Source organism: Kordia sp., assembly GCF_022447245.1.
In the GTDB taxonomy this organism is placed as follows: domain Bacteria; phylum Bacteroidota; class Bacteroidia; order Flavobacteriales; family Flavobacteriaceae; genus Kordia.
This window is the reverse complement of sequence record NZ_JAKVBC010000011.1, coordinates 92,610-114,689: the sequence shown is the minus strand read 5'-3', so window position 1 is coordinate 114,689 and position 22,080 is coordinate 92,610. Positions and strand designations below refer to the sequence as shown.

The 22,080-nt window shown below is 33.3% G+C and carries 20 protein-coding genes and 1 other RNA gene; 12 read left to right on the top strand and 9 right to left on the bottom strand.

The annotated features are described in order from the left end of the window. Positions 1-14: 14 nt before the first annotated feature. A complete protein-coding gene (locus MK119_RS09660) occupies positions 15-1,748 on the bottom strand; it encodes a T9SS type A sorting domain-containing protein (RefSeq protein ID WP_290677616.1) in 1,734 nt (577 codons plus the stop codon). Between the two features lie 18 nt (positions 1,749-1,766). Next, the gene (locus tag MK119_RS09655; RefSeq protein ID WP_290677613.1) at positions 1,767-3,767 is read right to left on the bottom strand and encodes a tail fiber domain-containing protein; all 2,001 of its coding nucleotides are present in this window, start codon (positions 3,765-3,767) and stop codon (positions 1,767-1,769) included. Between the two features lie 329 nt (positions 3,768-4,096). On the opposite strand from MK119_RS09655, the gene MK119_RS09650 reads away from it, so the two are divergent. The 3 genes from MK119_RS09650 to MK119_RS09640 all read left to right on the top strand — a co-directional run bounded on the left by MK119_RS09650 (position 4,097) and on the right by MK119_RS09640 (position 6,137). Further along, entirely contained in the window at positions 4,097-5,104 is a 1,008-nt protein-coding gene (locus tag MK119_RS09650) for an AraC family transcriptional regulator (RefSeq protein WP_290677610.1), read from the top strand. 68 nt (positions 5,105-5,172) lie between these two features. Further along, entirely contained in the window at positions 5,173-5,727 is a 555-nt protein-coding gene (locus tag MK119_RS09645) for a Smr/MutS family protein (protein ID WP_290677607.1), read from the top strand. 23 nt (positions 5,728-5,750) lie between these two features. After that, the gene (locus tag MK119_RS09640; RefSeq protein ID WP_290677604.1) at positions 5,751-6,137 is read left to right on the top strand and encodes a hypothetical protein; all 387 of its coding nucleotides are present in this window, start codon (positions 5,751-5,753) and stop codon (positions 6,135-6,137) included. 420 nt (positions 6,138-6,557) lie between these two features. Here MK119_RS09640 and MK119_RS09635 read toward each other — a convergent pair whose 3' ends face one another. Continuing rightward, positions 6,558-7,079, bottom strand: coding sequence for a hypothetical protein (locus MK119_RS09635; RefSeq protein ID WP_290677601.1), 522 nt, complete (start codon positions 7,077-7,079; stop codon positions 6,558-6,560). Between the two features lie 148 nt (positions 7,080-7,227). Between MK119_RS09635 and MK119_RS09630 the strand changes: the two genes are divergently transcribed. The 3 genes from MK119_RS09630 to MK119_RS09620 all read left to right on the top strand — a co-directional run bounded on the left by MK119_RS09630 (position 7,228) and on the right by MK119_RS09620 (position 11,102). After that, on the top strand, positions 7,228-8,376 hold the full coding sequence (locus MK119_RS09630; protein WP_290677598.1) for a cysteine desulfurase family protein: 1,149 nt from the start codon (positions 7,228-7,230) through the stop codon (positions 8,374-8,376). 181 nt (positions 8,377-8,557) lie between these two features. Then, positions 8,558-10,390: a glycosyltransferase family 39 protein gene (locus tag MK119_RS09625; protein WP_290677595.1), complete on the top strand. Its 1,833-nt coding sequence runs from the start codon at positions 8,558-8,560 to the stop codon at positions 10,388-10,390. Beyond that, positions 10,377-11,102 (top strand): glycosyltransferase family 2 protein, encoded by a 726-nt coding sequence (locus MK119_RS09620; protein WP_290677592.1) that lies wholly within the window; start codon positions 10,377-10,379, stop codon positions 11,100-11,102. The genes MK119_RS09625 and MK119_RS09620 overlap by 14 nt, the downstream gene beginning before the upstream one ends. Before the next feature lie 22 nt (positions 11,103-11,124). On the opposite strand, the gene MK119_RS09615 is transcribed toward MK119_RS09620, so the two are convergent. From MK119_RS09615 to MK119_RS09595, 5 genes are all read right to left on the bottom strand, one after another. After that, positions 11,125-11,790 carry a helix-turn-helix domain-containing protein gene (locus MK119_RS09615; protein WP_290677589.1) on the bottom strand — a complete coding sequence of 222 codons (666 nt, stop codon included), beginning with the start codon at positions 11,788-11,790 and terminating at the stop codon, positions 11,125-11,127. Positions 11,791-11,996: 206 nt separating this feature from the next. Next, the gene (locus tag MK119_RS09610) at positions 11,997-12,644 is read right to left on the bottom strand and encodes a hypothetical protein (protein WP_290677586.1); all 648 of its coding nucleotides are present in this window, start codon (positions 12,642-12,644) and stop codon (positions 11,997-11,999) included. Between the two features lie 89 nt (positions 12,645-12,733). Continuing rightward, positions 12,734-15,151, bottom strand: a complete 2,418-nt coding sequence (locus MK119_RS09605) for a TonB-dependent receptor (protein WP_290677739.1) — start codon at positions 15,149-15,151, stop codon at positions 12,734-12,736. 59 nt (positions 15,152-15,210) lie between these two features. Next, entirely contained in the window at positions 15,211-16,602 is a 1,392-nt protein-coding gene (locus MK119_RS09600; protein ID WP_290677583.1) for a peptidoglycan DD-metalloendopeptidase family protein, read from the bottom strand. Next, complete coding sequence (locus MK119_RS09595) at positions 16,575-16,910, bottom strand: peptidoglycan DD-metalloendopeptidase family protein (RefSeq protein ID WP_290677580.1); 336 nt, start codon at positions 16,908-16,910, stop codon at positions 16,575-16,577. The genes MK119_RS09600 and MK119_RS09595 overlap by 28 nt, the downstream gene beginning before the upstream one ends. Before the next feature lie 186 nt (positions 16,911-17,096). Between MK119_RS09595 and MK119_RS09590 the strand changes: the two genes are divergently transcribed. From MK119_RS09590 to MK119_RS09570, 5 genes are all read left to right on the top strand, one after another. Then, positions 17,097-17,387, top strand: coding sequence for a hypothetical protein (locus tag MK119_RS09590; protein ID WP_290677736.1), 291 nt, complete (start codon positions 17,097-17,099; stop codon positions 17,385-17,387). A gap of 21 nt (positions 17,388-17,408) precedes the next feature. After that, positions 17,409-17,702 carry a cell division protein ZapA gene (locus MK119_RS09585; protein ID WP_290677577.1) on the top strand — a complete coding sequence of 98 codons (294 nt, stop codon included), beginning with the start codon at positions 17,409-17,411 and terminating at the stop codon, positions 17,700-17,702. 53 nt (positions 17,703-17,755) lie between these two features. After that, positions 17,756-17,883: non-coding RNA, 6S RNA (ssrS, locus tag MK119_RS09580), on the top strand. 230 nt (positions 17,884-18,113) lie between these two features. Further along, the gene (gene rny / locus MK119_RS09575; RefSeq protein ID WP_290677733.1) at positions 18,114-19,685 is read left to right on the top strand and encodes a ribonuclease Y; all 1,572 of its coding nucleotides are present in this window, start codon (positions 18,114-18,116) and stop codon (positions 19,683-19,685) included. Positions 19,686-19,833: 148 nt separating this feature from the next. After that, the gene (locus tag MK119_RS09570; protein ID WP_290677574.1) at positions 19,834-20,004 is read left to right on the top strand and encodes a hypothetical protein; all 171 of its coding nucleotides are present in this window, start codon (positions 19,834-19,836) and stop codon (positions 20,002-20,004) included. A gap of 61 nt (positions 20,005-20,065) precedes the next feature. Here MK119_RS09570 and xerD read toward each other — a convergent pair whose 3' ends face one another. Beyond that, entirely contained in the window at positions 20,066-20,962 is an 897-nt protein-coding gene (gene xerD / locus MK119_RS09565; protein WP_290677571.1) for a site-specific tyrosine recombinase XerD, read from the bottom strand. Between the two features lie 279 nt (positions 20,963-21,241). Between xerD and MK119_RS09560 the strand changes: the two genes are divergently transcribed. After that, positions 21,242-21,781, top strand: coding sequence for a hypothetical protein (locus MK119_RS09560; protein WP_290677567.1), 540 nt, complete (start codon positions 21,242-21,244; stop codon positions 21,779-21,781). The last annotated feature ends 299 nt before the right edge of the window (positions 21,782-22,080 follow it).

The following is a 22,080-nucleotide window of genomic DNA, read 5'->3' as shown; positions in this document are numbered from 1 at the left end:
AATACTCAAAAGAGTTAATTTGTAACCGTAACTTTTTTTGTTAGTACTTGATTTTCTTGACTGAGCACAGAAACTATATATATACCATCACTCAGTGTACTTGTGTCCATACTGATCGTTTCTTGGTTGCCAGAAATTTTCTTTGTCCAAAGTTTTTTTCCTAAAATATCGTGCATAGTCACTGATTTTAATTCCATACGGTTTGGGTTTAGTATGTTAAGTATCTGTGAGGCGTTATTTTGAAAGATAGTGAGACTTTGAATCTTAGTATCATCTACAGATAAAACTTCCTCAGAAAAAGTGATTTCAAAACGCTCACTTATGCGTCCAGCAGGAAGAGTAAAATCAAATTTATCATCAAAAGATGTAAATTCATAATATTGTCCAGTTTCCTTGTCATGTAAAAATACTCGAATATCTAGATTGTCAGTGAATTCTGTCGCTTCAAGCGAGAATGAAAAATCGTTCAAAATCCCAATATCAAATACTAAGGGCAATTTCTTATCAATACTAAATTTATCAGATTGGATAATGAACGATTCATTCTCTATCAGCCAAGTAACATCAGAAGTAAGTGTTTCAGAGGCTTTTGCGTCTTTACCATATTCAGCACTAGAATTTGCATCATCACGCAGTACTAACATTAATCTACGATCATAAGTATCTTCTACACTGATTTTAAATATGAAGGTAGGAAAGCGAAAAGCTTTTCCTAAATAATAATTTATATTGTTTGAAGGACTAAAGAAATCTGAATCACCTGCATTTTCTTTATAATCACTCTGGAAAGTTTCAGGTAATTTTGGTCTTTGAGAATTTTGTATTACCACAGTTCCTCCTGTAGCATTCCCTTCAACCATGAATCCTTGTGCTATAGGGATGTAGCGTTTTGGAGTTTTTATATCTGTATTTGTTGAGTTGATTCCGCCAGCTCCGTAATCTGTTGTAGGTGTAGTTGCAGCAATGCCAGTTCCCATGCCTAATCCAGAGGATGTATAAGTTGCATAATTACCTTCATAATCACTTAGGTAATGAGAACCAGTTCCCCATTGATCCCAGAAAAATAGTTCTCCTGTTATCGTAGCGGCATTGTCCAAAATGAATTGATCAGCATCTAAAGCAGAAGGATACGGATTTCCAATAAGTCTATTTTGATTGGCTAACACACTTAGGTTGATTGTTCCGTTATTAGGTTTTCCTCTATACTCATATCGTTGGTTAGTTACCGCATTTGTGCCTTTCATGGTAAAACCTACTCCTGGGTTTATGTTGGTACTTTCGTTAATTGCATCCCAATCAGCATAAACGGTTCCATTGTCGTAAGTGTATAGCCATTGACTAGAAATGGTAAGCGGAGAACTTACTCCTTCATACGAATTGGTAAATAGGGCAGAAGTACCAAATTCATCTCTCATCATGTTTACGCTAAAATTCTGATTTCCTGAACTATTTGTACTAAAGTCTCCTACAGGAGCGCACCAATAATTATAATGATAAGGAGAATTTATTCCTTCTTGAAAAACTGATAAATATCCAGATCCTAAGTTTGTAGAGGTTCCTGAATTTCCCTGTATAAGTTGGGCTTCATCTCGCAAAGATATAGCACTTCCACTTTCAATATCTACATTATTTTCTACAAAAACGACTTGATTTTGTACATAGAGTGTATTGTTGTTTTCAATATGTAATTGACCAAAACTAAAACTGTAATGCAGCAGTAGTAGAAATATTAATACTTTTGTTTTCATTGCTATCAGTTATAATTATTACCTCTTAGAAAGCTTTTTAAAATCTTCCTCCAGTTTTTCTATTCTGCGTTTTAAAGTTTCATAATCGTCTTGTTGTTGCTCAATTGTTTTTTGCTGCTCTTGTATTGCATTTACAAGTACAGGAACAATATCAGCATACATAATTCCGTAAATATTATTTTCTTTAAGAGCGACAGTTTTAGAAGCTTCATTTGTTACTTTCCAATCATGAGTTTTTACAACTTCGGGTAGGATTTCTAAGACTTCTTGTGCTACAAATCCCAATTTCTTTTTTCGTAAATGTGAAGGAACGTTGTATTTGTTTTGTTTTTCTATTTGTTTCTTATAATCAAAAGAAACCGGTTGTAATGCTAGAATTTCTTTTAAACCATAGTTTAACTCTGAGATGTTATCTTTTGTTTTTCTATCGGAAACAGTCACGGTATTTTGAACATAAATATCTTCCCATTCTCCGGTACTTGTACCACTAAAGTTGGTTATATTATCTGTTGTTCCTAAATCAGCAAATGAAAAGGCGTCATAAAAAGGGCTCAAAGCACTTGCTCCGTCTAAAAATAATTCGGCGCCACCATCAACCATATATTCCACAGATCCCATTTTAAAGCTACTGCCACCACTAGCACCTCTATGATATCCTAAAACAACATCTAAGGTATAAGAATCACCATCGATTGTAAAGGTTTGATTGTCAAAATCTGTATCAGGGTTTGCTGTACTATTTCCAAAAGAGACAAAATCAACATCAGAGCTAGCTGTCATCATTCGTTTAGAATCACCATCTAAAGCAAAATCATTGGTATTTAAATCAATAGTGGTATTTTGTGTTAGAGTCCCTCCTAAACGGACTGTACCACTACTCTCTGTAAGTCCGTTTTCGAAGGAATAACTTCCCCCGCCGCCACTCAAGCTTGATAAGTCAACAGTAAGCGGTGCTTGTCCGTCGTTCTCCAAAGATAGACTTAGGACATTTCCAGATAAATTAAACAAATCAATTGTTTGGTCATCTGCTCCACCTCCGGATGGGGCCATCCAAGTTGCATTGCCATTAGCGTCAGAGGTAAGAATGTATCCGTTTTGCTGTTGACCATCCTCTAGCCTTAAAATATATGTGCCTGAGGTGGCAGGGGCTGTTTCACTAACTATTATGTTGTCTACAGTAGCACCGTAATCAAAATCTCCAATGTATTCAAATCGTAAAGAGTAAGTATCTCCGGCATTTACTGTAGCTGTATTTGAGTATGATGTATTTACATCCGTTGTTGCATTGACTAAATCTGCACCAACTTGTGAAGATGTTGTGTCGTTATACAAATATGCTCTGAATGAGTCACTTGTATAGCTATTGAATCTGTAGTCAAAATTTATAGTAACAGATGTTGTGGCAGGAGCACTAGAAAAAGTAATAATAGCAGTAGCATTTTGAGCGCAATTGAAATTTTCTGTATCAATAAATAAAAAGTCACCTGTACAGTTTGCACAATTACTATTTGAATCTCCGGTGCTTGTAACTTCCCAACCATTTGTGGAGCAATCTGCATCAGGAGTATAATTTTGGTTGACACTATAAGATGAGAAGTCTTCATTTAGTAAATCGATAGATCCGCCAGAACTGCCAGGGATTGTTGTTCCTGTTAAATGAAATTTCGCAGAAGGCGCAGCATTTCCGATACCAATATTTCCAGAATTTGCGTTGTATATATCGTTTCCTGCGATTGTCCAGTCATTGTCAGTTCCGCCACCACTGAGAGAAACCCATGTGCTTCCATTAAAATAATAAAAGCCAGTAATGTTGTCTGATTGATAAATTAATAAACCAGTTGCGGGACTTGAAATTCCATCTCGTTGAGATTGTGTCATTCTAGGGATGAGTATTCCAGCGTCCGTAGCAGAAATGTCTAAAGCAGCACTTGCATCAGGGGAAGTTGTTCCTATTCCAACTTGTGCATGCAATGAAAAAGTAAAAATAAAAAAGGCTAGTTTTGTAAATAGAGATTTCATTGTTTGTTGGGAAAAAAATTATGCTGCGAATATAGTTTTGAACCTAAAATAACGATGTACTGATTTCGGTTTAATATACATTGATTCCGTGAATCGCTACATTTTTTGTTATTTTTTTGTTATTTTTTTTGACTTTATACATAAAATATTTAATTTATTAACATATTACTTAAAAAATGTTTAGAGCCCTTTTAATCATACCCATTTGTATTGCGAGTTACTTTTTTATAAGATTTAACATACAAAATATACAAAAAAAAACAAAATCTTCCCTATTATTGGGCAGTTATTTTGGAATATTTATTTTGTTGTTACTAACAATGGTTTTTGTGGCAGATGATTTTGAAAATCAATTTTTGATTTCTCTAATTAACTATTTATCATTGATGTTTTATGTAGGGCTATTAGCAGTACCGCCAATCATTTATTTATATGTACTTAGCCTATCTGATTTGAATTATAAAGCAAAAGAGAAACCTATAATTCATTTTTTCCTTCCTTTAATTTTATTTGTTATCAACACATTGTGTTTTTTCTACCTTACATTTAGTCAAGATCAAGAAAGCTTTAGTTTTGAAGTTTCAGTCGTAGTTATGAATTACAGTAATTATGTAGCAATATTATTTATATTTCCATTGATTAATATTTACTACATCTACAGTATATTTAAAGCGTACTCGTATTATACAAAACGTTCCAAAGAAATTTATTCCTATTACGATGGTATTAGCATTCGCTGGATTCTACATTTTGTAATAGGATACATCATTTTTATTTTGTCAACTTATGTTATAAATAGTATTTCAGGAAAAGTTAAGTATATACCATTCATTGTTTTCCTAATGAGTTATTTGTTATTTGTAGGTATACGTGGAATGCGACAAAAGAAGGCAAAACTACTCGCACTTGAAGAGAATTCTAAAGTAAATCAGCAAGACCCTGTGGGCAAAAAAAAGATGCAAAAAGTGCAAAAAAACGAAACCCTTATTAATGACATTTCAATCGCAATGGAAGTAGAAGAGGCTTATTTAAATAATACATTAACCATTTATGAATTTTCGAAAATGGTAAATTCTAATAGTAAATATGTCTCTCAAATTTTGAATTCTGAATTTGGACAAAACTTTTCATCTTACGTAAATTCTTTTAGAGTAGAAAAATCTAAGAAACTTTTAGTATCAAATCAATATAAAAATTACACTATTGAAGCCATAAGTGAAAAAGTAGGTTTTAAATCAAAATCAGCCTTTAACAATGCGTTTAAAAATATTGCAGGCATGACTCCATCTGTTTATCGAAAAAAACAGAAAGTAGATGAGGACGTAATGGTTGGATAATGTACTTTCTCGTGTTATTTTTGTAAATAAATTATTGCTGATACAAAGGCAATTCTAAAGTAAGAATCATGAGTTTTCAAGTAGGAGATAAGGTAGAGGCAATTGATGATGTCATTGCAGGAGTTGTGCAAGCTGTTAACGGTAATACAGTTACCATAGAGACAAATGAAGGTTTTCCATTAAATTTTGAAGCCTCTGAATTGGTAAAAGTATCTTTGGATGAAATTTCACGCGAATTGTCCAATCAAAAAATATACAACGCATTACAAGAAAAAGAAGCCGCAAAAAAGCCAAAACGAACTATAGAAAAAACTAGAAAAGAACGTATAGAAACAATTTTGGAAGTCGATTTGCACATACATCAACTTACTAAATCGAACAAAGGCATGAGCAATTATGATATGCTTACTTTGCAGACTGACACTGCAAAACGGCAACTGGAATTTGCCATTAGAAAACGCATTCCGAAAGTAGTTTTTATTCACGGAGTTGGTGCTGGTGTATTGCGACAAGAGTTGGAATACTTGTTTGGTCGTTACGACAATGTAAAATACTATGATGCCAACTATCAAAAATATGGTTCGGGAGCAACAGAAGTGTATATTTACCAGAATCCTAAATGATTATTAAATTGTTACCTATCACTGTGAAAAAAAATATTTTCATCCTATTACTAGCATGTATTGTACAGTTCTCATGTACAGAATCCAAAACTGGTAAACAAGCAAAAATTGATGATTTTAAAGCTGAAATAGAACAACTCATGGATTCTTCTATACATTTTTATAATAAAGGTGTCAGGTTATTAAAGGCAGGTGTAGCTCCAATTAAAATTCAGAAATTTATTGGTCCTAAGCTTGATAAACTTAGGAAGCAGATCAATGAAAAATCAAAAGAATTTGCAATGAAAGCCCAAAAATTAAAAATTCCACGAGAATTATATGATAATGTCTTTTTAGATTTAAATACGAATGTTCAAAGTATACAAGAAAAGCATAAGTATCTAAATGAAAATGGGGTGAAAATTGACTAATGTTTAAAAATAAAAATGAGTGTCAAATACAACGAAAATAATCAGTCACTATAAATAAATGATGGACTTAAATACCAGCATATGTTAGTGTATTTCGCTATGGTTTTGAATCTTTTTAATGCCATTACTCAATTAACAAAACGATTAATCTCTACATATAGACAACTTGATTACCTGTAGATAGATATAGCAGTTATTTCTATAGTAGCGATGTTATTATTCTGTTTTAAGCAATCATTTACTAAAGAAATACCTGTTCATAAAATCAAAAGACTCAAAACAAAGAAGGTATTTGGTAAAAAACGCTATGCGTTGGTATTGACGAATGGAAAAAACAGAAATATCATTAGTTGTAAAACAGATGTTGAGGTTTCTCAATTTTTAGGTTTATTGGAAAATATAAGAATTCTGACTTAATAGTTACGGTAAAGCCGTTCTAAAAGTTCCATACGGAAATTCTCCATAACGAATATCTTGTCCGTTAGTTCCTGTGTATACAACATTGGTTAAGAGGATTGTATGATCATATCCTATTAAAACATTTTCTTCATTAAAAGCTTCTACGGTAATGACTTCCACACTTCCTGATTGTGCGGTATATTCTAAAGTAATGGGAGTGTCAGAAGGCAATTGATCGCAAAAATAACTATTACTAATATTGCTTTCAAAGCTGCGGTAGAAACTAGAAGCATCACCACTTAGAGTGGCAGTTCGTGGCGTGTCTGAATCTTCGGTAACTTCATTGATAATTATATCATTTGGAACTTCCAGAATTAATGTTTCTGCACCATTAATTTTAAACAATAATGTAACTCCCGATTGATCTGAACACGCATCAACAGTAGAACCAGTTGTTAAATCAATTTCTTCCAAAGTTAAATCTCCATCATCACAACTAAAAAATGTAAACGCGAGTACAAAAAGCAGCACTATTTTTTTCATAAAAAGGTACAATTATATTTTCTATCAAATTCGTAAACAAATGTATTAAGAAAACTCTATTTATATCCAAACTTCTTGTTAATAATTTTATTTCCCCTATTTTTGTTGATCTTTTAAGCCAACCAACCCAATTTACAAACATAACTAAATGAAAAACGTATATTTTGATAGCGCAGCAACGACACAAATTCGACCAGAGGTTGTAGATCGTATCAAGAAATCGCTAGAAGAAAATTTTGGAAACCCATCCTCAACACATAGTTTTGGGCGTTCCTCTAAGACGCTTATTGAAACGGCACGTAAAACCATTGCTAAATATTTAAACGCTTCTCCGCAAGAAATTATTTTTACTTCAGGAGGAACGGAAGCTGATAATATGGCGCTACGTTGTTCGGTAAGAGATTTAGGTGTAACTACAATTATTACTTCCCCAATTGAGCATCATGCCGTTTTACATACGGTAGAACAATTGCGTGTAGAAAGCGATATAAAAGTAGCCTATGTAAAATTACAATCGTGCGGAACACCAGATTATGAAGATTTAGAAGCATTACTAAAAGCAGATAGCTCTAAAAAATTAGTGAGTTTAATGCATGTAAATAATGAAATAGGAAATCTTTTAGATGTAGATAAAGTAGCTGCTATTTGTAAAGAATATGGTGCTTTGTTTCATTCAGATACAGTACAGTCTATCGGACATTTTGAATGGGATGTACAAAAAACTTCCGTAGATTTTATGGCTGCTGCAGCACATAAATTTCACGGACCAAAAGGAATTGGTTTTGCATTCATTAGAAAAGATTCAGGATTAAAACCTTTAATTTTTGGAGGATCACAAGAACGTGGATTCCGCGCAGGAACGGAAGCTGTGCACAATGTTGTAGGTTTAGAAGAAGCATTTCGCTTGGCTTATGACAACTTGGAAGAAGAAAAGAGTTATGTAGAAGAATTGAAGTCTTACTTCATGTCAGCACTTAAGAAAGTATTGCCAGAAGTAAAATTCAATGGAAACTGTCACGAAACTACTAAAAGTACTTATACTTTGGTGAACGTATGTTTGCCATTTGACCAGCAAAAAGCCTTGATGTTGTTATTTCATATGGACTTAAAAGGAATTGCTTGCTCTAAAGGAAGTGCTTGTCAATCCGGTAGTAGCAAAGGTTCACATGTATTAAGAGCTATTTTGAGTGATGAAGATTTAGAAAAGCCTTCATTGCGTTTTTCTTTCTCAAAATTCAATACTAAAGAAGAAATTGACTACGTAGTGCAAACATTGCACGAATACGCAAACTCCTAAAATAAAACGTCAATCGAAACTTGATTCAGCTCCTCATAAAAAACTAAAAGAAAAGCGAGTTCAGAAATGGCTTCGCTTTTTTTTGTATTCATATTTAAGGCTAACTCTCACGGTTAATTTTAATAATATCTTTATATTGAAGCACCAATCAAGACAATGCGTTTGAAACGTCAAAACCAATATGATCAAATCCTTTGCATCTCATCCACAACGCATTAGAATTATATACGTTCTTACGTTGATCATTGCTTTTTTTGCGATTTACAGTACTATTTTTGATGAAAAAGTGAGTTTGGGAGGCGATAATGCTAATTACTACATTTTAGGAAATGCACTTGCTAAAGGAGAAGGATATACCAATATTCAACATTTTCAAAAAGAAGCACATTATCATTATCCACCGGGTTATCCAGTACTTATTGCTGGTATAGTTAAACTATTTTCAAGTGACATTGTAGCCGTTAAAATACTAAATGGAGTATTTCTGTTAGGCGCTATTTTACTTTTGTTCTTTATTGTAAAACGACTCTCCCAAAACGATCACATAGCTTTTGCGACAAGTATCATTACATTATTGAATTATCATATTTTAAGTTATTCTACCATAATGATGAGTGAAATTCCGTTTCTATTTTTCTCTTTATTGTGTATATGGCTCTTCTCAAAAATAGATTTTTCAAAACCTATTTTAAAAAACAGACATTTCTTCTTACTGTTGATTTGTGTGGTATTTTCATTCTATATACGTTCTGTTGGATTGGCATTATTGATAAGTATAATTTGTTATTTAGGTTCCAAAAAACACTGGCGTTATGCCCTTACTTTGGCAGGTGGATTTATCCTATTTTATCTGCCATGGATGATAAGAAACATGAACGCGGTTGGAAACACGTATGTATCACAATTATCGTTAAAAAACCCATATCAACCTGAACTTGGACAAGCAGATTTTATAGATATATGCCACCGAGTTTTTATAAATATTGAACGTTACATAACTAAAGAAATTCCTTCAGGCTTGGTTTCTGTCAAAAAAATTATGTACTCAGATACTACTTCTTTTATGACAGAGTGGTTATTAGGAATTTTAATTTTAGGAGGAATTATGTTTGGAGTTTATAGATTAAAAAACTTCAGAACTTTTATATTTTTTTACATGTTAGCGTTTTTCGGTTTGCTCATGATATGGCCAAGTGTATGGGATGGAACGCGTTTTTTTGTACCACTTATTCCGTTGTGTATTTTTCTGCTAATTTTTAGTCTGATAGAAGTTGTAATATTGTTTCAAGCAATCCTATTAAAAAAGCAATCAAAGGTTGTATTAATTTCAATAAGCGTACTAATACTAAGTATTTGGGCTATTATCTATGGTGATGCCTCTATTTCTAAATTGAACGAAAAAGCAACTTTAGAATATGCGGATAATTATAAAAACTATTTCGCTTTGGCAGAATGGATCAATAAGAATGCTGATAAAGATGCAATTACAGTAGTGCGAAAAGAAGGATTATTTTATCTCTTTTCAAAAAAGAATGTAACTAGTTATCAAAAAACACTTGATAAAGAAGCGCAAATAGAATATTTAAAACAAAAAAAAGTAGCTTATGTAGTAGTTGAACAATTAGGATATTCATCTACAAGTAAATATTTAGTGCCGGTAATAGATCGGTATCCGAATAAATTTAAAACAGTCTTACAGTTGCCAAATCCAAATACCTATTTAATGAAATTTACGCCAGAATTAGGCTATTGGGGCGATTGGAAAAATGAAAAACGAAATGGTTTGGGAACTTATGTTTGGGAAGATGGACAAAAATATATTGGGCAATGGAAAAATGATGTCAGACATGGTGAAGGAGCTGTATTTTTTAACAATGGTGAAAGCTTAAAAGGTATTTGGGAAAATGGAAAGTTGAATGGAGAAGTGGTGAAAAAAGATAGAAATGGAACCATCATTGAAAAAAGTATCTACAGGAACAATAAAAAAATAGAAGAGATCAATGAAGCTAACTAAACTCTCTATCATTATTCCTGTGTATAATGAAGCTGCTACAGTTCGCTTCATTTTAGACAGAATCAAAGCTGTACAGTTGATTGAAAATATCAAAAAAGAGTTTGTTATTGTAGATGATGGCTCGCAAGATGATTCAAAAGAGTTGGTACATGCGTTTATGAATGAAAATCCTTCCTTAGACATACAATTCTTTGAACATGGAAAAAACCAAGGAAAAGGCGCTTCTATAGCAACAGGAATTTTTAAAGCTACAGGTGAATATTTGATTATTCAAGATGCAGATTTAGAATACAATCCAGAAGAATACAATCTACTTTTACAACCTATTTTGGATGATGTCGCAGATATTGTCTATGGTTCCCGTTTTCTAAACAAGCAAGAGAAACGCACGTCTTATTTTTGGCATTACAATGCAAATAAGTTTTTAACGTTTCTCTCAAATTTGTTTTCAGGTTTGAAACTTACAGACATGGAAACCTGTTACAAGTTGCTCAATACTCAAATGGTGCAATCTATTCGTATAACGGAAAAACGTTTTGGCTTAGAACCAGAGATTACTGCAAAAATTTCAAGAATCAAAGGAATTCGTTTACAAGAAGTCTCTATTTCGTATGAAAGCAGACGTTATAACGAAGGGAAAAAAATCGGTTGGAAAGATGGTGTCCGAGCGATCTATTGTATTTTAAAATATGGCTTGTTCCGAATGAATTAAGTCCAAATGTGATTAGTTGCAATCAAAAATTGAAAGAACGTTTTTGCCGTTTCATTTTTAAATCGATTAGTATTCCAATTCCAATCAGTAGTATAGCAGCCGAAATAATACCAATTTTGATATATAGGTCTATATTTTTCTGCACAGCAAAAGCAATTGCAAATGAAATAGCAAAACTTGCAATCCAAGTTGTATAAAAATTAGCAGGTAAAAAGCCTAAGTTGTTTTTTAGATACTTTTTGAATTTTGTCAATTTCTGCTTGTATAGGTCGTTACTAAACGATGGAATTTTTTCAAGTTCCAAATACTGAATATAACTTTCAATACCTTCTTTTTGTTCGCTACTTAATTCTCTTTCCTTTAATTTTTCTAACAATGATATAAACTTTTCAAAAGTTTTGATTTCTGCTTTTTTATTGGTTTTAGAAAGTTGCTTTTTAAGATAGATAATAGTTGCTTTTAAATCATTTGTTTCAAGAATATAACTGGTACCTGTAAGTTCCGATAATTGCACATCTAAAGCATTGGCAATTCTTTTAATGGTTTCGCCAGTTGGTACAGATTCGTTGTTTTCAATTCTTTGGATGGTACGTAAGCTTACGCGTGATTCTTCTGCCAAATATTCTTGAGACATTCCTCGTAAAGCTCTTAATTCTTTTACTCTTTTTGCTAAATCTTTTGTTTCCATTTTGAATGATGTTTTTGGTTTCAGCAAATGTATATAGGAATCATAATTACTGATTACGTCATAATAACGACATCTTTACGTCAAGTGATTTCAACGCTCAAATATAGGAATTTCGGTTATTTTAATTTTTACTATATTTAGTGCAGCTGCTAAAGAATGAAAAGGAGTCCTTTAAAAGAAGTTCTTATTTCGGATGAAGTAGCAGTTTATCGCTTCTCCTCATACGGAAACTTTCTACTAGCTTTTCGCATCATTCTACTAATGATATTTTGCGTGTTTTTTCCAGATTTACGGTTGATGGTTTTCTCGTAACGCCACAATAATTTCCCCGTAGTTTTATCACTTAATTTAATAATGATTTTCCCGTAATCAGACTTTCCTTTTAAATAGGTAATCAAATCGAATGAAGTATCGATATCTTTTGAAAGTACTAGGCGAGAGGTTAATGAACCACTAATAACAGCATCTACTTTTAAAATCTTACACAATTCTTGCGGTGAATAGATATCCATATCTTCGGCAGTAACATCAGCTTTTCGTAGCAGACGATTGGTTGTATTGATATCTTGGAATTCAATTTTTAACTTCTTCTTACGTTTTCTATTCAAAAAGTAACTTTCCAAGGCTCCTTGTACAGCAACACCTTCGCGTTCTTCCAATTCTTGAATTTGTGCTTTGGTATAAGTTTTATCTTTTGACTTCAGATTTAGAGTCGTTTGAAAAGGAAGAATTGCAATGATTTTGTGATCTTTTGAAAGTGTTTCAAACTTATCACTTACATAAATCTTTTTCTGTCCATTGCTTTGTTGAATCCCAAAACAACATAATAGTAATACAATAACAATCTTTTTCACAATCAATTCTTTTTCAAATTACAATGATATCTTGGTAATGAATGAGCACTAACACCCAACACCTAAAACCCAATACCTAATCCCTATACCTAGAATCGCATCCCCATTTTAACATTAAACACACGACCCGTTAAGAAATTCGGTATTCCAAATTGACGCTTGGTATATACATCTCGGACCCAAGTATTTGTAATCGAGTTTTGTGCATCAAACACGTTGAAAATCTCAAAACCAACATTCAATTCTTTGAATGCAGATAGCCAACCACTTTCAAATTGTCTGTCTTTATCAACTAAAACATACGAGAATCCTACGTCAGCACGCTTATAATCTGGTAACACACTTTGGAATAAATATGGATCAGAATAACTTGGCGATCCACCAGGTAATCCTGTATTGTATGTTAAATTAAGGTATAATTTCAAATTTGGAATCTTACGCATATAATCTTGAAATAAAACTGCAAATTTTAAACGTTGATCCGTTGGTCTTCTGATAAAACCACGATTATTGATGTTTTCTTCTGTTTTTAAATACCCAAAACTTACCCAACTTTCAGTTCCAGGTACAAACTCTCCATTCAAACGCATATCCAATCCATAAGCAAAAGCTTTGGCATTATTATCCGCTCTGTATCGAATACGTACGTTTTCAATTGTATACGCATTTACATCAGATAAGTTTTTATAATAAGCTTCTGTAGTTAACTTAAATGGTCTGTCCCATAACTTAAAACTATAATCATTTCCTAAAACAACATGAATAGATTGTTGTGCCTTTACATTCGGATTTACTACGCCATCTGGTCCACGCAATTCTCTGTAAAAAGGTGGTTGATGATAAAAGCCTCCTGATAAACGGAACAACATATCTTGTTCCCATTTTGGTTTAAGAGCAATTTGTGCTCTTGGGCTTACCACAGCTTGTGTTTTGCTTTGGATTCCGTCACCATTTACTGTCCAACTATGTGCACGAACACCAATATTGGTATACAACTCATGTTCACCAATCATAGACTGCTTACTCCATTGTGCATATCCTGAAATACGATCGATTTGTGTATTGTTACGAGCACGAATTGATTGGAAAGGTTCTAATGGACCTTCAAAAGCATCATACGGCTGATTGTTTATAAAATCAGGTCGTGGAGGACGAATTGAAAAACCTGCAGAATCTATTACTTCCCATTCAATCAACCGGTCACGAATATCTTCACGTGTATATTTCAATCCCCAATCTACTTGATTTTCGTTTTCTTCAATTTCATAGGTTCCTTTATGCTCTACATTTACAATTAAGGCATCTAAATCATTTCGCCCATGATTCAATTGCGAACCAATTCCTTCACTAAATTCAACATCTCCTAGATTTTCATCACCAATATTCGTGTTTACTTCTCCTAATCGATACTGTGCAAAAATGTCAAAATGTTCTTGTTCTGTAGTATGATAGGTAGAAGCGATAAATTTCAACGTAACATCATCATTCAAGAAATAATTTGCTTTAAACGCTCCAAAATACGTACGGAAACGATCTTCTTCTTGCCCTTGATAAAAAATCAACAAGGCAATAGGGTCTTGTAATGTTCCAAAATTCGTTTGACGTGTTAATGGTTGATAATCGTAGTCATTAAAAGAAACATTTCCTAAAAAGCTCAAATGGAACTTATCTGAAAACTTATAGGTCATATAAGTTTGAAAATCTGTAAATCGCGGTCTAAAATTCGTTTCAGTTTGTTTACTATTTACTAATAAACTATTATCACGGTAACGAATTCCAGAAATCGTTGTAAACTTACTATCATTGCTTGCGGTTTCAATAGAAGCGCTTCCTCCAAGGAGACTCAAATTGACTCTTCCACCAAAGCGAGATGGTCTTTTATAAGTAATATCTAAAACAGAAGATAATTTGTCACCAAATTTGGCTTGAAATCCACCTGCAGAAAAATCTACATTCTGAACCAAATCAGTATTCACAAAACTCAAACCTTCTTGTTGTCCTGAACGAATCAAAAACGGACGATATACTTCAATTTCATTTACATACACCAAGTTTTCATCATAGTTTCCACCACGAACTGAATACTGAGTACTTAACTCATTATTACCACTGACACCAGGAAGCGATTTCAATAAATTTTCCACACCAGGAGTTGCCCCAGGAATCAAACGAACTGTCTCGGCAGAAAGCGTTTCGATACCTTGTACGGCTTTTCGTTTACGCGAGTCTAAAACAATCTCACCAATTTGTTCAGCAGTAGTAGACATTACGGGAAAGAAATCATAATCTTCACCGTTTTTCAGCGCAACTGTTATAATAATGGGTTTGTGAGCAATATGTGTAAATGTTAAGGTAACCTTTTCATTAGCAGGAATTGTAATTTTAAAAAAACCATTCTTATTGGTTTGTGTTCCTGTTCCTGTAGAAGCTTTAATATTTACCGCGTCAATCGGTTGTTTATTATCATCTAAAATAACTCCTCTAACGGTTCCTGTTTGCGCCAACATAACGCTTGCGAACAGTAAAAAACTCAAGAAAAGTATACAACGTTTGGGTTTCAATAGTATCAGTTTTTAGTTTTTCTATAAAATGTGCTGGTAAAAGTAGTATTATTTCCAACATTATCGGTAACGATCAACTTTAAATTATGTTTTGCTTCAGCAAATTTAATATCGTTAAAATCGTAGGTAAGCATGCCTTTTTTAGGATCATATTCAAATAAAATCCACTTTCCGTTAATGGTTCCACGAAAACTGCGAACGCCAGAAAGATCGTCACTAACTTTTACCTTTAAGTATTTTTTGCTGGAAATCCATTTATCTTTTGAAAAATTGATCGGTTTCACTTTTGGTGGAACAGAATCTTTAGAAAGGAAATAAGTACCTAAACTTTTAGTGCTTGTGGTAAACTTTGTACCTTTCTTTTTTGTTTTACTGTATGAAGGTTTCTTCTTTCGATTCAGACTTGCAATAAATAACTGTTTGCGCTCTTTTGCGGAATACTTGGAAACATCAAACGAAATTGTGAAGTTTTTGTGTGCAGGGACTTTATCATTATGAATGTTGTAACGTCCTTTTTTATCTTTTGATAAATCGAAATAAAAATCTTCATAAAAAGTACTTTTAGGAATATATATGCTAACATCACCTTCTTTGAAGGAATGTTCTGCGTTACGTGTTACCAAATGTTTGGTGATATTCTCTTTTCGCTTTTGTGTGATTTTTTGTTTTTTACCGACAATTGGAACCGTAATCGTAGTAACATTGTCCTTAAAATCTTTCACTTTTAAAACCACCGTATATTCTTTTCCTTCTTCGATAAGAATACGTCCGTTGTCAATCTCATTGTCATAGATACTTAGTTGATTAGCAGGCGTTACAAAACAGCGTTGTACACGTTGTTTTAGTGTTTTAAAACGAGCATAATCAATCAATGTATTGATATATCTTGATTCTCCAAAAGAGAACTTATTAAAGGTATAACTAAAATTCTTTGCTCCATTTACATAAGTTTCCACTTTATATACACCATTTTTATTAAATGCTAAATCTTGTCGGTCATACGAGTTGATTCCTAAGCCAATTTCTCCAGAAGCATATATTTTGGATGCAGTATACGAATTTTTCTCTTTTCCTTTTTTCAATTGTAACTGTACAATTTTATTAGAAGCATTTACCTGAGCATCTTTAGAGAGTGCATACGCGTATACACCATTTACAGTAGGATTGTGTGAATCTTTCACTTCAATTCCAAATAGCATCGGATTCATTGGTTTGGAAGCTGCATCGCGAATTTCAAAGTGCAAATGCGGTCCGCCAGAAGAACCACTATTTCCAGAATAAGCAATCACTTCTCCTTTCTTTACAACCAATTCCGTAGGTTTTGGATACAGTTGAATGGCATAACTTTCTTTGTTGTATTGTTGTTTTTTTAAATATGCTTCAAGCTTTGGAGACAATTTTTTAAATGTGCATACACAGACGTATATGCATTTGAATGTGTAATATACAATGCGTTACCAAATCCCCAATGTTGAATTTTAATACGAGAAATATGGCCATCGCCAATCGCAAAAACTTCAAAACCTTCTTTCTGTTTTGTTTTAATGTCGATTCCAGAATGAAAATGATTGCTTCTCAATTCACCAAAAGTTCCCGATAAAATAATAGGAATATCAAGTGGCGATCTAAAATCGGTGTTGATAATTTTGTTTTGTGAAAAGCCTAAGGAAAAGAAAAATAAAAAAATATAAAATAGTCTGTACATAAATCAAAAATGCGTTTCGAAAAGCTAAAATAGCTAATACTTAGTTAATTTGGAATGTTTAAATTCAAAAACTGCACCAAAAAAAAGTAGGAATCTTAAAGTATTACTTTAAATAATAGTCAAAACCCTTGCGAACTAATTTTATGAATGTTAAATTTGTATCCATACGCATTGAATAAAAATGTAATGAGCAGTACTTTGAAAATCGTTGATTCTCTTGAGAATAGAGTGAGTAAAATGCTTCACAGACTTGAAGTTTTGGAGCAAAAAAATCAACAATTGCATCAGGAATTAGCGAATTCAAAGGAAGAAACACAACGTTTACACCAAGAAATCTCTCAATGGGAAGAAAAGTATAACACGTTAAAAATTGCAAATTCAATGCTTGGCAGTGATAACAACAAAAAAGAAGCTAAGCTTAAAATAAATACATTAATTCGGCAAATTGACCATTGTATTGCACAATTGGCTGAATAAATAAGACAGTTCTTTACAACTATGGATAACAAGCTCAAAATAAAGCTTTCTATTGCGGATAGAGTCTATCCTTTAACCATTTCGGCAGGCCAAGAAGAAGGATTGCGGAAAGCGGCTAAAAGAATAGAAGCAATGATTAAACAATTTGAGCAAAGCTACGCTGTAAGAGATAAGCAAGATGTTTTGGCAATGTGTGCTTTACAATTTGCAGCTCAAGTAGAACAAAAAGCTATAGATAAAGACGCAAATCAAACAGCATTAGAAGAGAAGCTAAAAGCGCTCGACGATTTACTGAAAGCGCAGCTTAGTTCATAAGTTCTTTAAAATATAAATAGGTTACTGCCTACATTGGTTTTTATTTTTGATAAACTCAACGTTAATTTAATTAAAAAGAGTGAGTCATGGTTGTAAAAGCAAGCTGTCAGTACAAATTCACGTTTGTATTTGGACAGATCCTTGATCAATCTGTTAGCTCTAAACTTGTTTTTTGGAGTTTATACAAAACTCTAATCAATGTAGGCTTTTTTTTTGATGTAAATTTCAATATCTGTAGTGTGTCAGAATAGAATGCATATGACATACATAAAACCCTGAAAATTCAATTAAAACCTAACAAATCACACTTTTGTTTGGGAAACCAACGTAAAGTTGAACCAACTCCATTGAAAAATGGAAAACTAAGGCGCAAGCCTTAATAACTAAATACATAATCAAGATCGATAGATGATGGATAGCACAACAATCATAATTGCAGTCGCCGTTGGCGCGATTGGTATAATCATAGGCTTTGTCATAGCTAAAAGTTTGGAGAAAAAACAAGCTTCAAAAATGATAGAAGAAGCAAAAAAAGAAGCTTCTTCCTTGCTAAAAGAAGCCAAAGCTGATGCTGAAAATGTGAAGAAAGACAAGATTCTTCAAGCCAAAGAAAAATTCCTAGAACTTAAAGCTGAACACGAAAAATTTATCTTATCAAAAGATAAGAAAATGGCAGATGCAGAGAAGCGTACACGTGATAAAGAGTCTCAAATTTCTAGTGAATTATCAAAGAATAAAAAACTCAACCAAGAGTTAGAATCAAAAGTAAAAGATTACAATTACAGATTAGATTTCATCGATAAGAAGAAATCAGAAATTGATCGTTTACACAAAAGTCAAGTAGAACAATTAGAAGTAATCTCCGGATTGTCTGCAGATGAAGCTAAAGAGCAGTTGGTAGAATCGTTAAAAGAAGAAGCCAAAAGCGATGCAATGAGCTATATCCAAGGAAAATTGGAAGAAGCAAAATTGACAGCACAACAAGAAGCAAAGAAAGTAATCATCAATACCATTCAACGTATCGGTACAGAAGAAGCCGTAGAAAATTGCGTTTCTGTATTCAATATAGAATCAGATGATGTAAAAGGTCGTATTATTGGTAGAGAAGGACGAAATATTAGAGCTTTAGAAGCGGCAACTGGAGTTGAAATTATTGTGGATGATACACCAGAAGCAATCATTTTATCATGCTTTGATTCGGTTCGTAGAGAAATTGCACGTTTATCATTACACAGATTAGTCACGGACGGACGTATTCACCCTGCACGTATCGAAGAGGTAGTAAAGAAAACTCGTAAGCAAATCGATGAAGAAATTATTGAAGTAGGGAAGCGTACGGTAATCGATTTAGGAATTCACGGATTACATCCAGAATTGATTAAAACGGTTGGTCGTATGAAATATCGTTCTTCATATGGACAAAACTTATTGCAACACTCGCGTGAAGTAGCAAAGCTTTGTGGTGTGATGGCAGCTGAATTAGGATTGAATCCGAAACTGGCAAAAAGAGCAGGATTACTACACGATATTGGAAAAGTGCCTGATACAGAAACAGAAGTGCCACACGCAATCTTAGGAATGCAATGGGCTGAAAAATATGGTGAGAAAGCAGAAGTATGCAACGCTATTGGAGCACACCACGACGAAATTGAAATGAATTCATTACTATCGCCAATCGTTCAGGTATGTGATGCAATTTCTGGAGCAAGACCAGGCGCACGCCGTCAAGTATTAGACAGTTATATTCAACGTTTAAAAGACCTAGAAGATATTGCCTTCGGATTTACAGGAGTAAAGAAAGCCTACGCAATACAAGCTGGTAGAGAATTACGTGTCATTGTTGAAAGTGAAAAAGTAGACGATGCAAAAGCAGCAGAATTGTCATTCAATATTTCACAAAAAATCCAAACGGATATGACGTATCCAGGACAAGTGAAAATTACTGTAATTCGTGAAACAAGAGCTGTGAATATTGCCAAGTAAATAGTCAAATTTTTAAAAATATACTCACAAAACGTGAATACCATGGTTTTTTGAAACTACGGTATTCACGTTTATTGTTTATGGCAAACCTTTGGCGGTTCGATTTTTTTATGAATATCTTTAGGTATAACCAAAATAAGAACCTAGCATGTTAAAGAAAATCTTAAATCTAACTGGCGTTGATGCACTTACTAAAATACAGCAAGTGCAAGCCAATGGAGGAAAAGACGCCTCCATAGCATCTTCTTTTATGTGTTACTGCAACAGTATTTTTATAGGAGAAAAAAGATCCGTAAAAGATTGTTGGAAGTCTTGTTGAAATCAGTAATACTACAAAAAGAGGAAAAAGCAGAAGTCTTAAGAAAAGATTTCTGCTTTTTTTATCTTCTAGGGTGAAATTCTTCCATGATAGCTGCCAAATGCTTACGATCAACATGCATGTAAATTTCAGTAGTAGTAATACTTTCGTGTCCTAACATCAACTGAATAGCGCGTAAATCGGCTCCGTTTTCCAATAAATGCGTTGCAAATGAATGTCGAAAGGTATGTGGGGAAACATTCTTTTTCAGTCCTATTTTTGCTACCAAACGCTTAATGATGGTAAAAATCATTACACGTGTCAATTGTTTTCCGCGTCTATTTAAAAAAACAGTATCACTAAACGCTGGCACTTCTTTTACAAAGGGGCGTGATTCGTTTACATAAATATTAATGTATTTTTGCGTGATAGGACCTATAGGTACAAAGCGTTGTTTATCTCCTTTTCCTGTCACACGGATAAAGCCTTCATCAAAAAATAAATCAGATAACTTTAAATTTACCAATTCGCTGACGCGTAAACCGCAACCGTATAAGGTTTCTATAATGGCTTTATTGCGATGTCCTTCTGCTGAACTCAAATCAATAGCAGCGATTAACTTCTCAATATCTTCAAGCGCTAAGGTATCAGGTAACTTTCTCCCGATTTTTGGAGCTTCAATCATTTCCATAGGATTATCTTTTCGATAATCTTCAAACACCAAATAATTAAAGAAACTTTTTAAACCAGAAATAATACGCGTTTGTGATCGAGCATTTAATACTTTGGCAATTTCGTAAATGAATTGTTGTACCGCTTCTTCATCAATAGACAGAGGAGAATGCTTAATTTCATTATGCTCAATGTATCGAATCAGCTTTTCTAAATCATGGGAATAGTTAACGATTGTATTGTCAGACAAACCACGTTCAATCTTTAAGAAGTGTTTAAAATCTTCAAGTGTATGCGTCCATTTCATGTTCAAATGTAGTAAGAAACATGGAAAATAGTTAAAGAAATATTAAAATTGAAGAGTTTTACGGACAAGTATCAATATGTGACATACATAAAAAAGAGGTTTTGACTAAAAATATAACACTTTTAGTATTAAGTAATTGATGTTGATTTTTTAGAGTTTTTACTTTAGTAAAATGCTGTCAATCGCAGTAATAAGCGCTAAAAAAGGGGATTTTTCCCCTTTTGTAATTTGCAATATCGTATATATATTTGTTTTGAATTAATTAATAAACAACTTAATATGAAAAAAATTATTTTAGCAGCTGTAGCTGTTTTTGGGTTTGCTTTTACAGCAAGTGCGCAAGATAAAGACAAAGCAACAGGGCAGACAACTGAAGGAAAATGGTTAGTTGAAATCAACACAGGTTTTGGAGAAGCATCAACATCAAACACAGCTTTCTCTTTACGTTCTATCGACGGAAATACTTCTTGGGGAGTAGGTGCTGAAGGTGGATACTTTGTAATGAATGATTTAGCTGTAAAAGCGGGTGTTGGTTATTTTGACTCTGGAGTAAGTGGAGAAGATGGTAGATTCAACTGGAAAGTTGGAGGTAAGTACTATGTAGCTAGTCAATTTCCTGTAGCATTAGACTTAAATGGATCAACTGGAAATAATGTTTCTCCATTATGGTTAGGAATTCAAGCAGGTTACGCTTGGTTTGTAGCTGACAATGTAAGCATTGAACCAGGATTACGTTACGGACTTGGATTGAATGACGATGCTGGTGACGGAGACCTTAATGTATTCGGAATCAATATTGGATTCAACATTTTCCTATAATAAAAGAACATCGTTATAGAAGAAAAGGGAAACAATTTTGTTTCCCTTTTTTATGCTTAAAACTTTCATGAATTATTAATACATTCGTTATACATTAACAACTACTTAAAAACGATATATTACTAATGAAAAAAGGCATATTAGCTTTCGTACTACTTATTGGGTATTTTAGTAACGCACAAAATTTTTCTTTTGGATTTTAAGGCGGATATAATTTAGCAGGTATACAAGGAGACAATGCTAACGGATTTCAAATGCGTCATGGATTTCATTTAGGCGCTATGGGAGAATTAGCATTA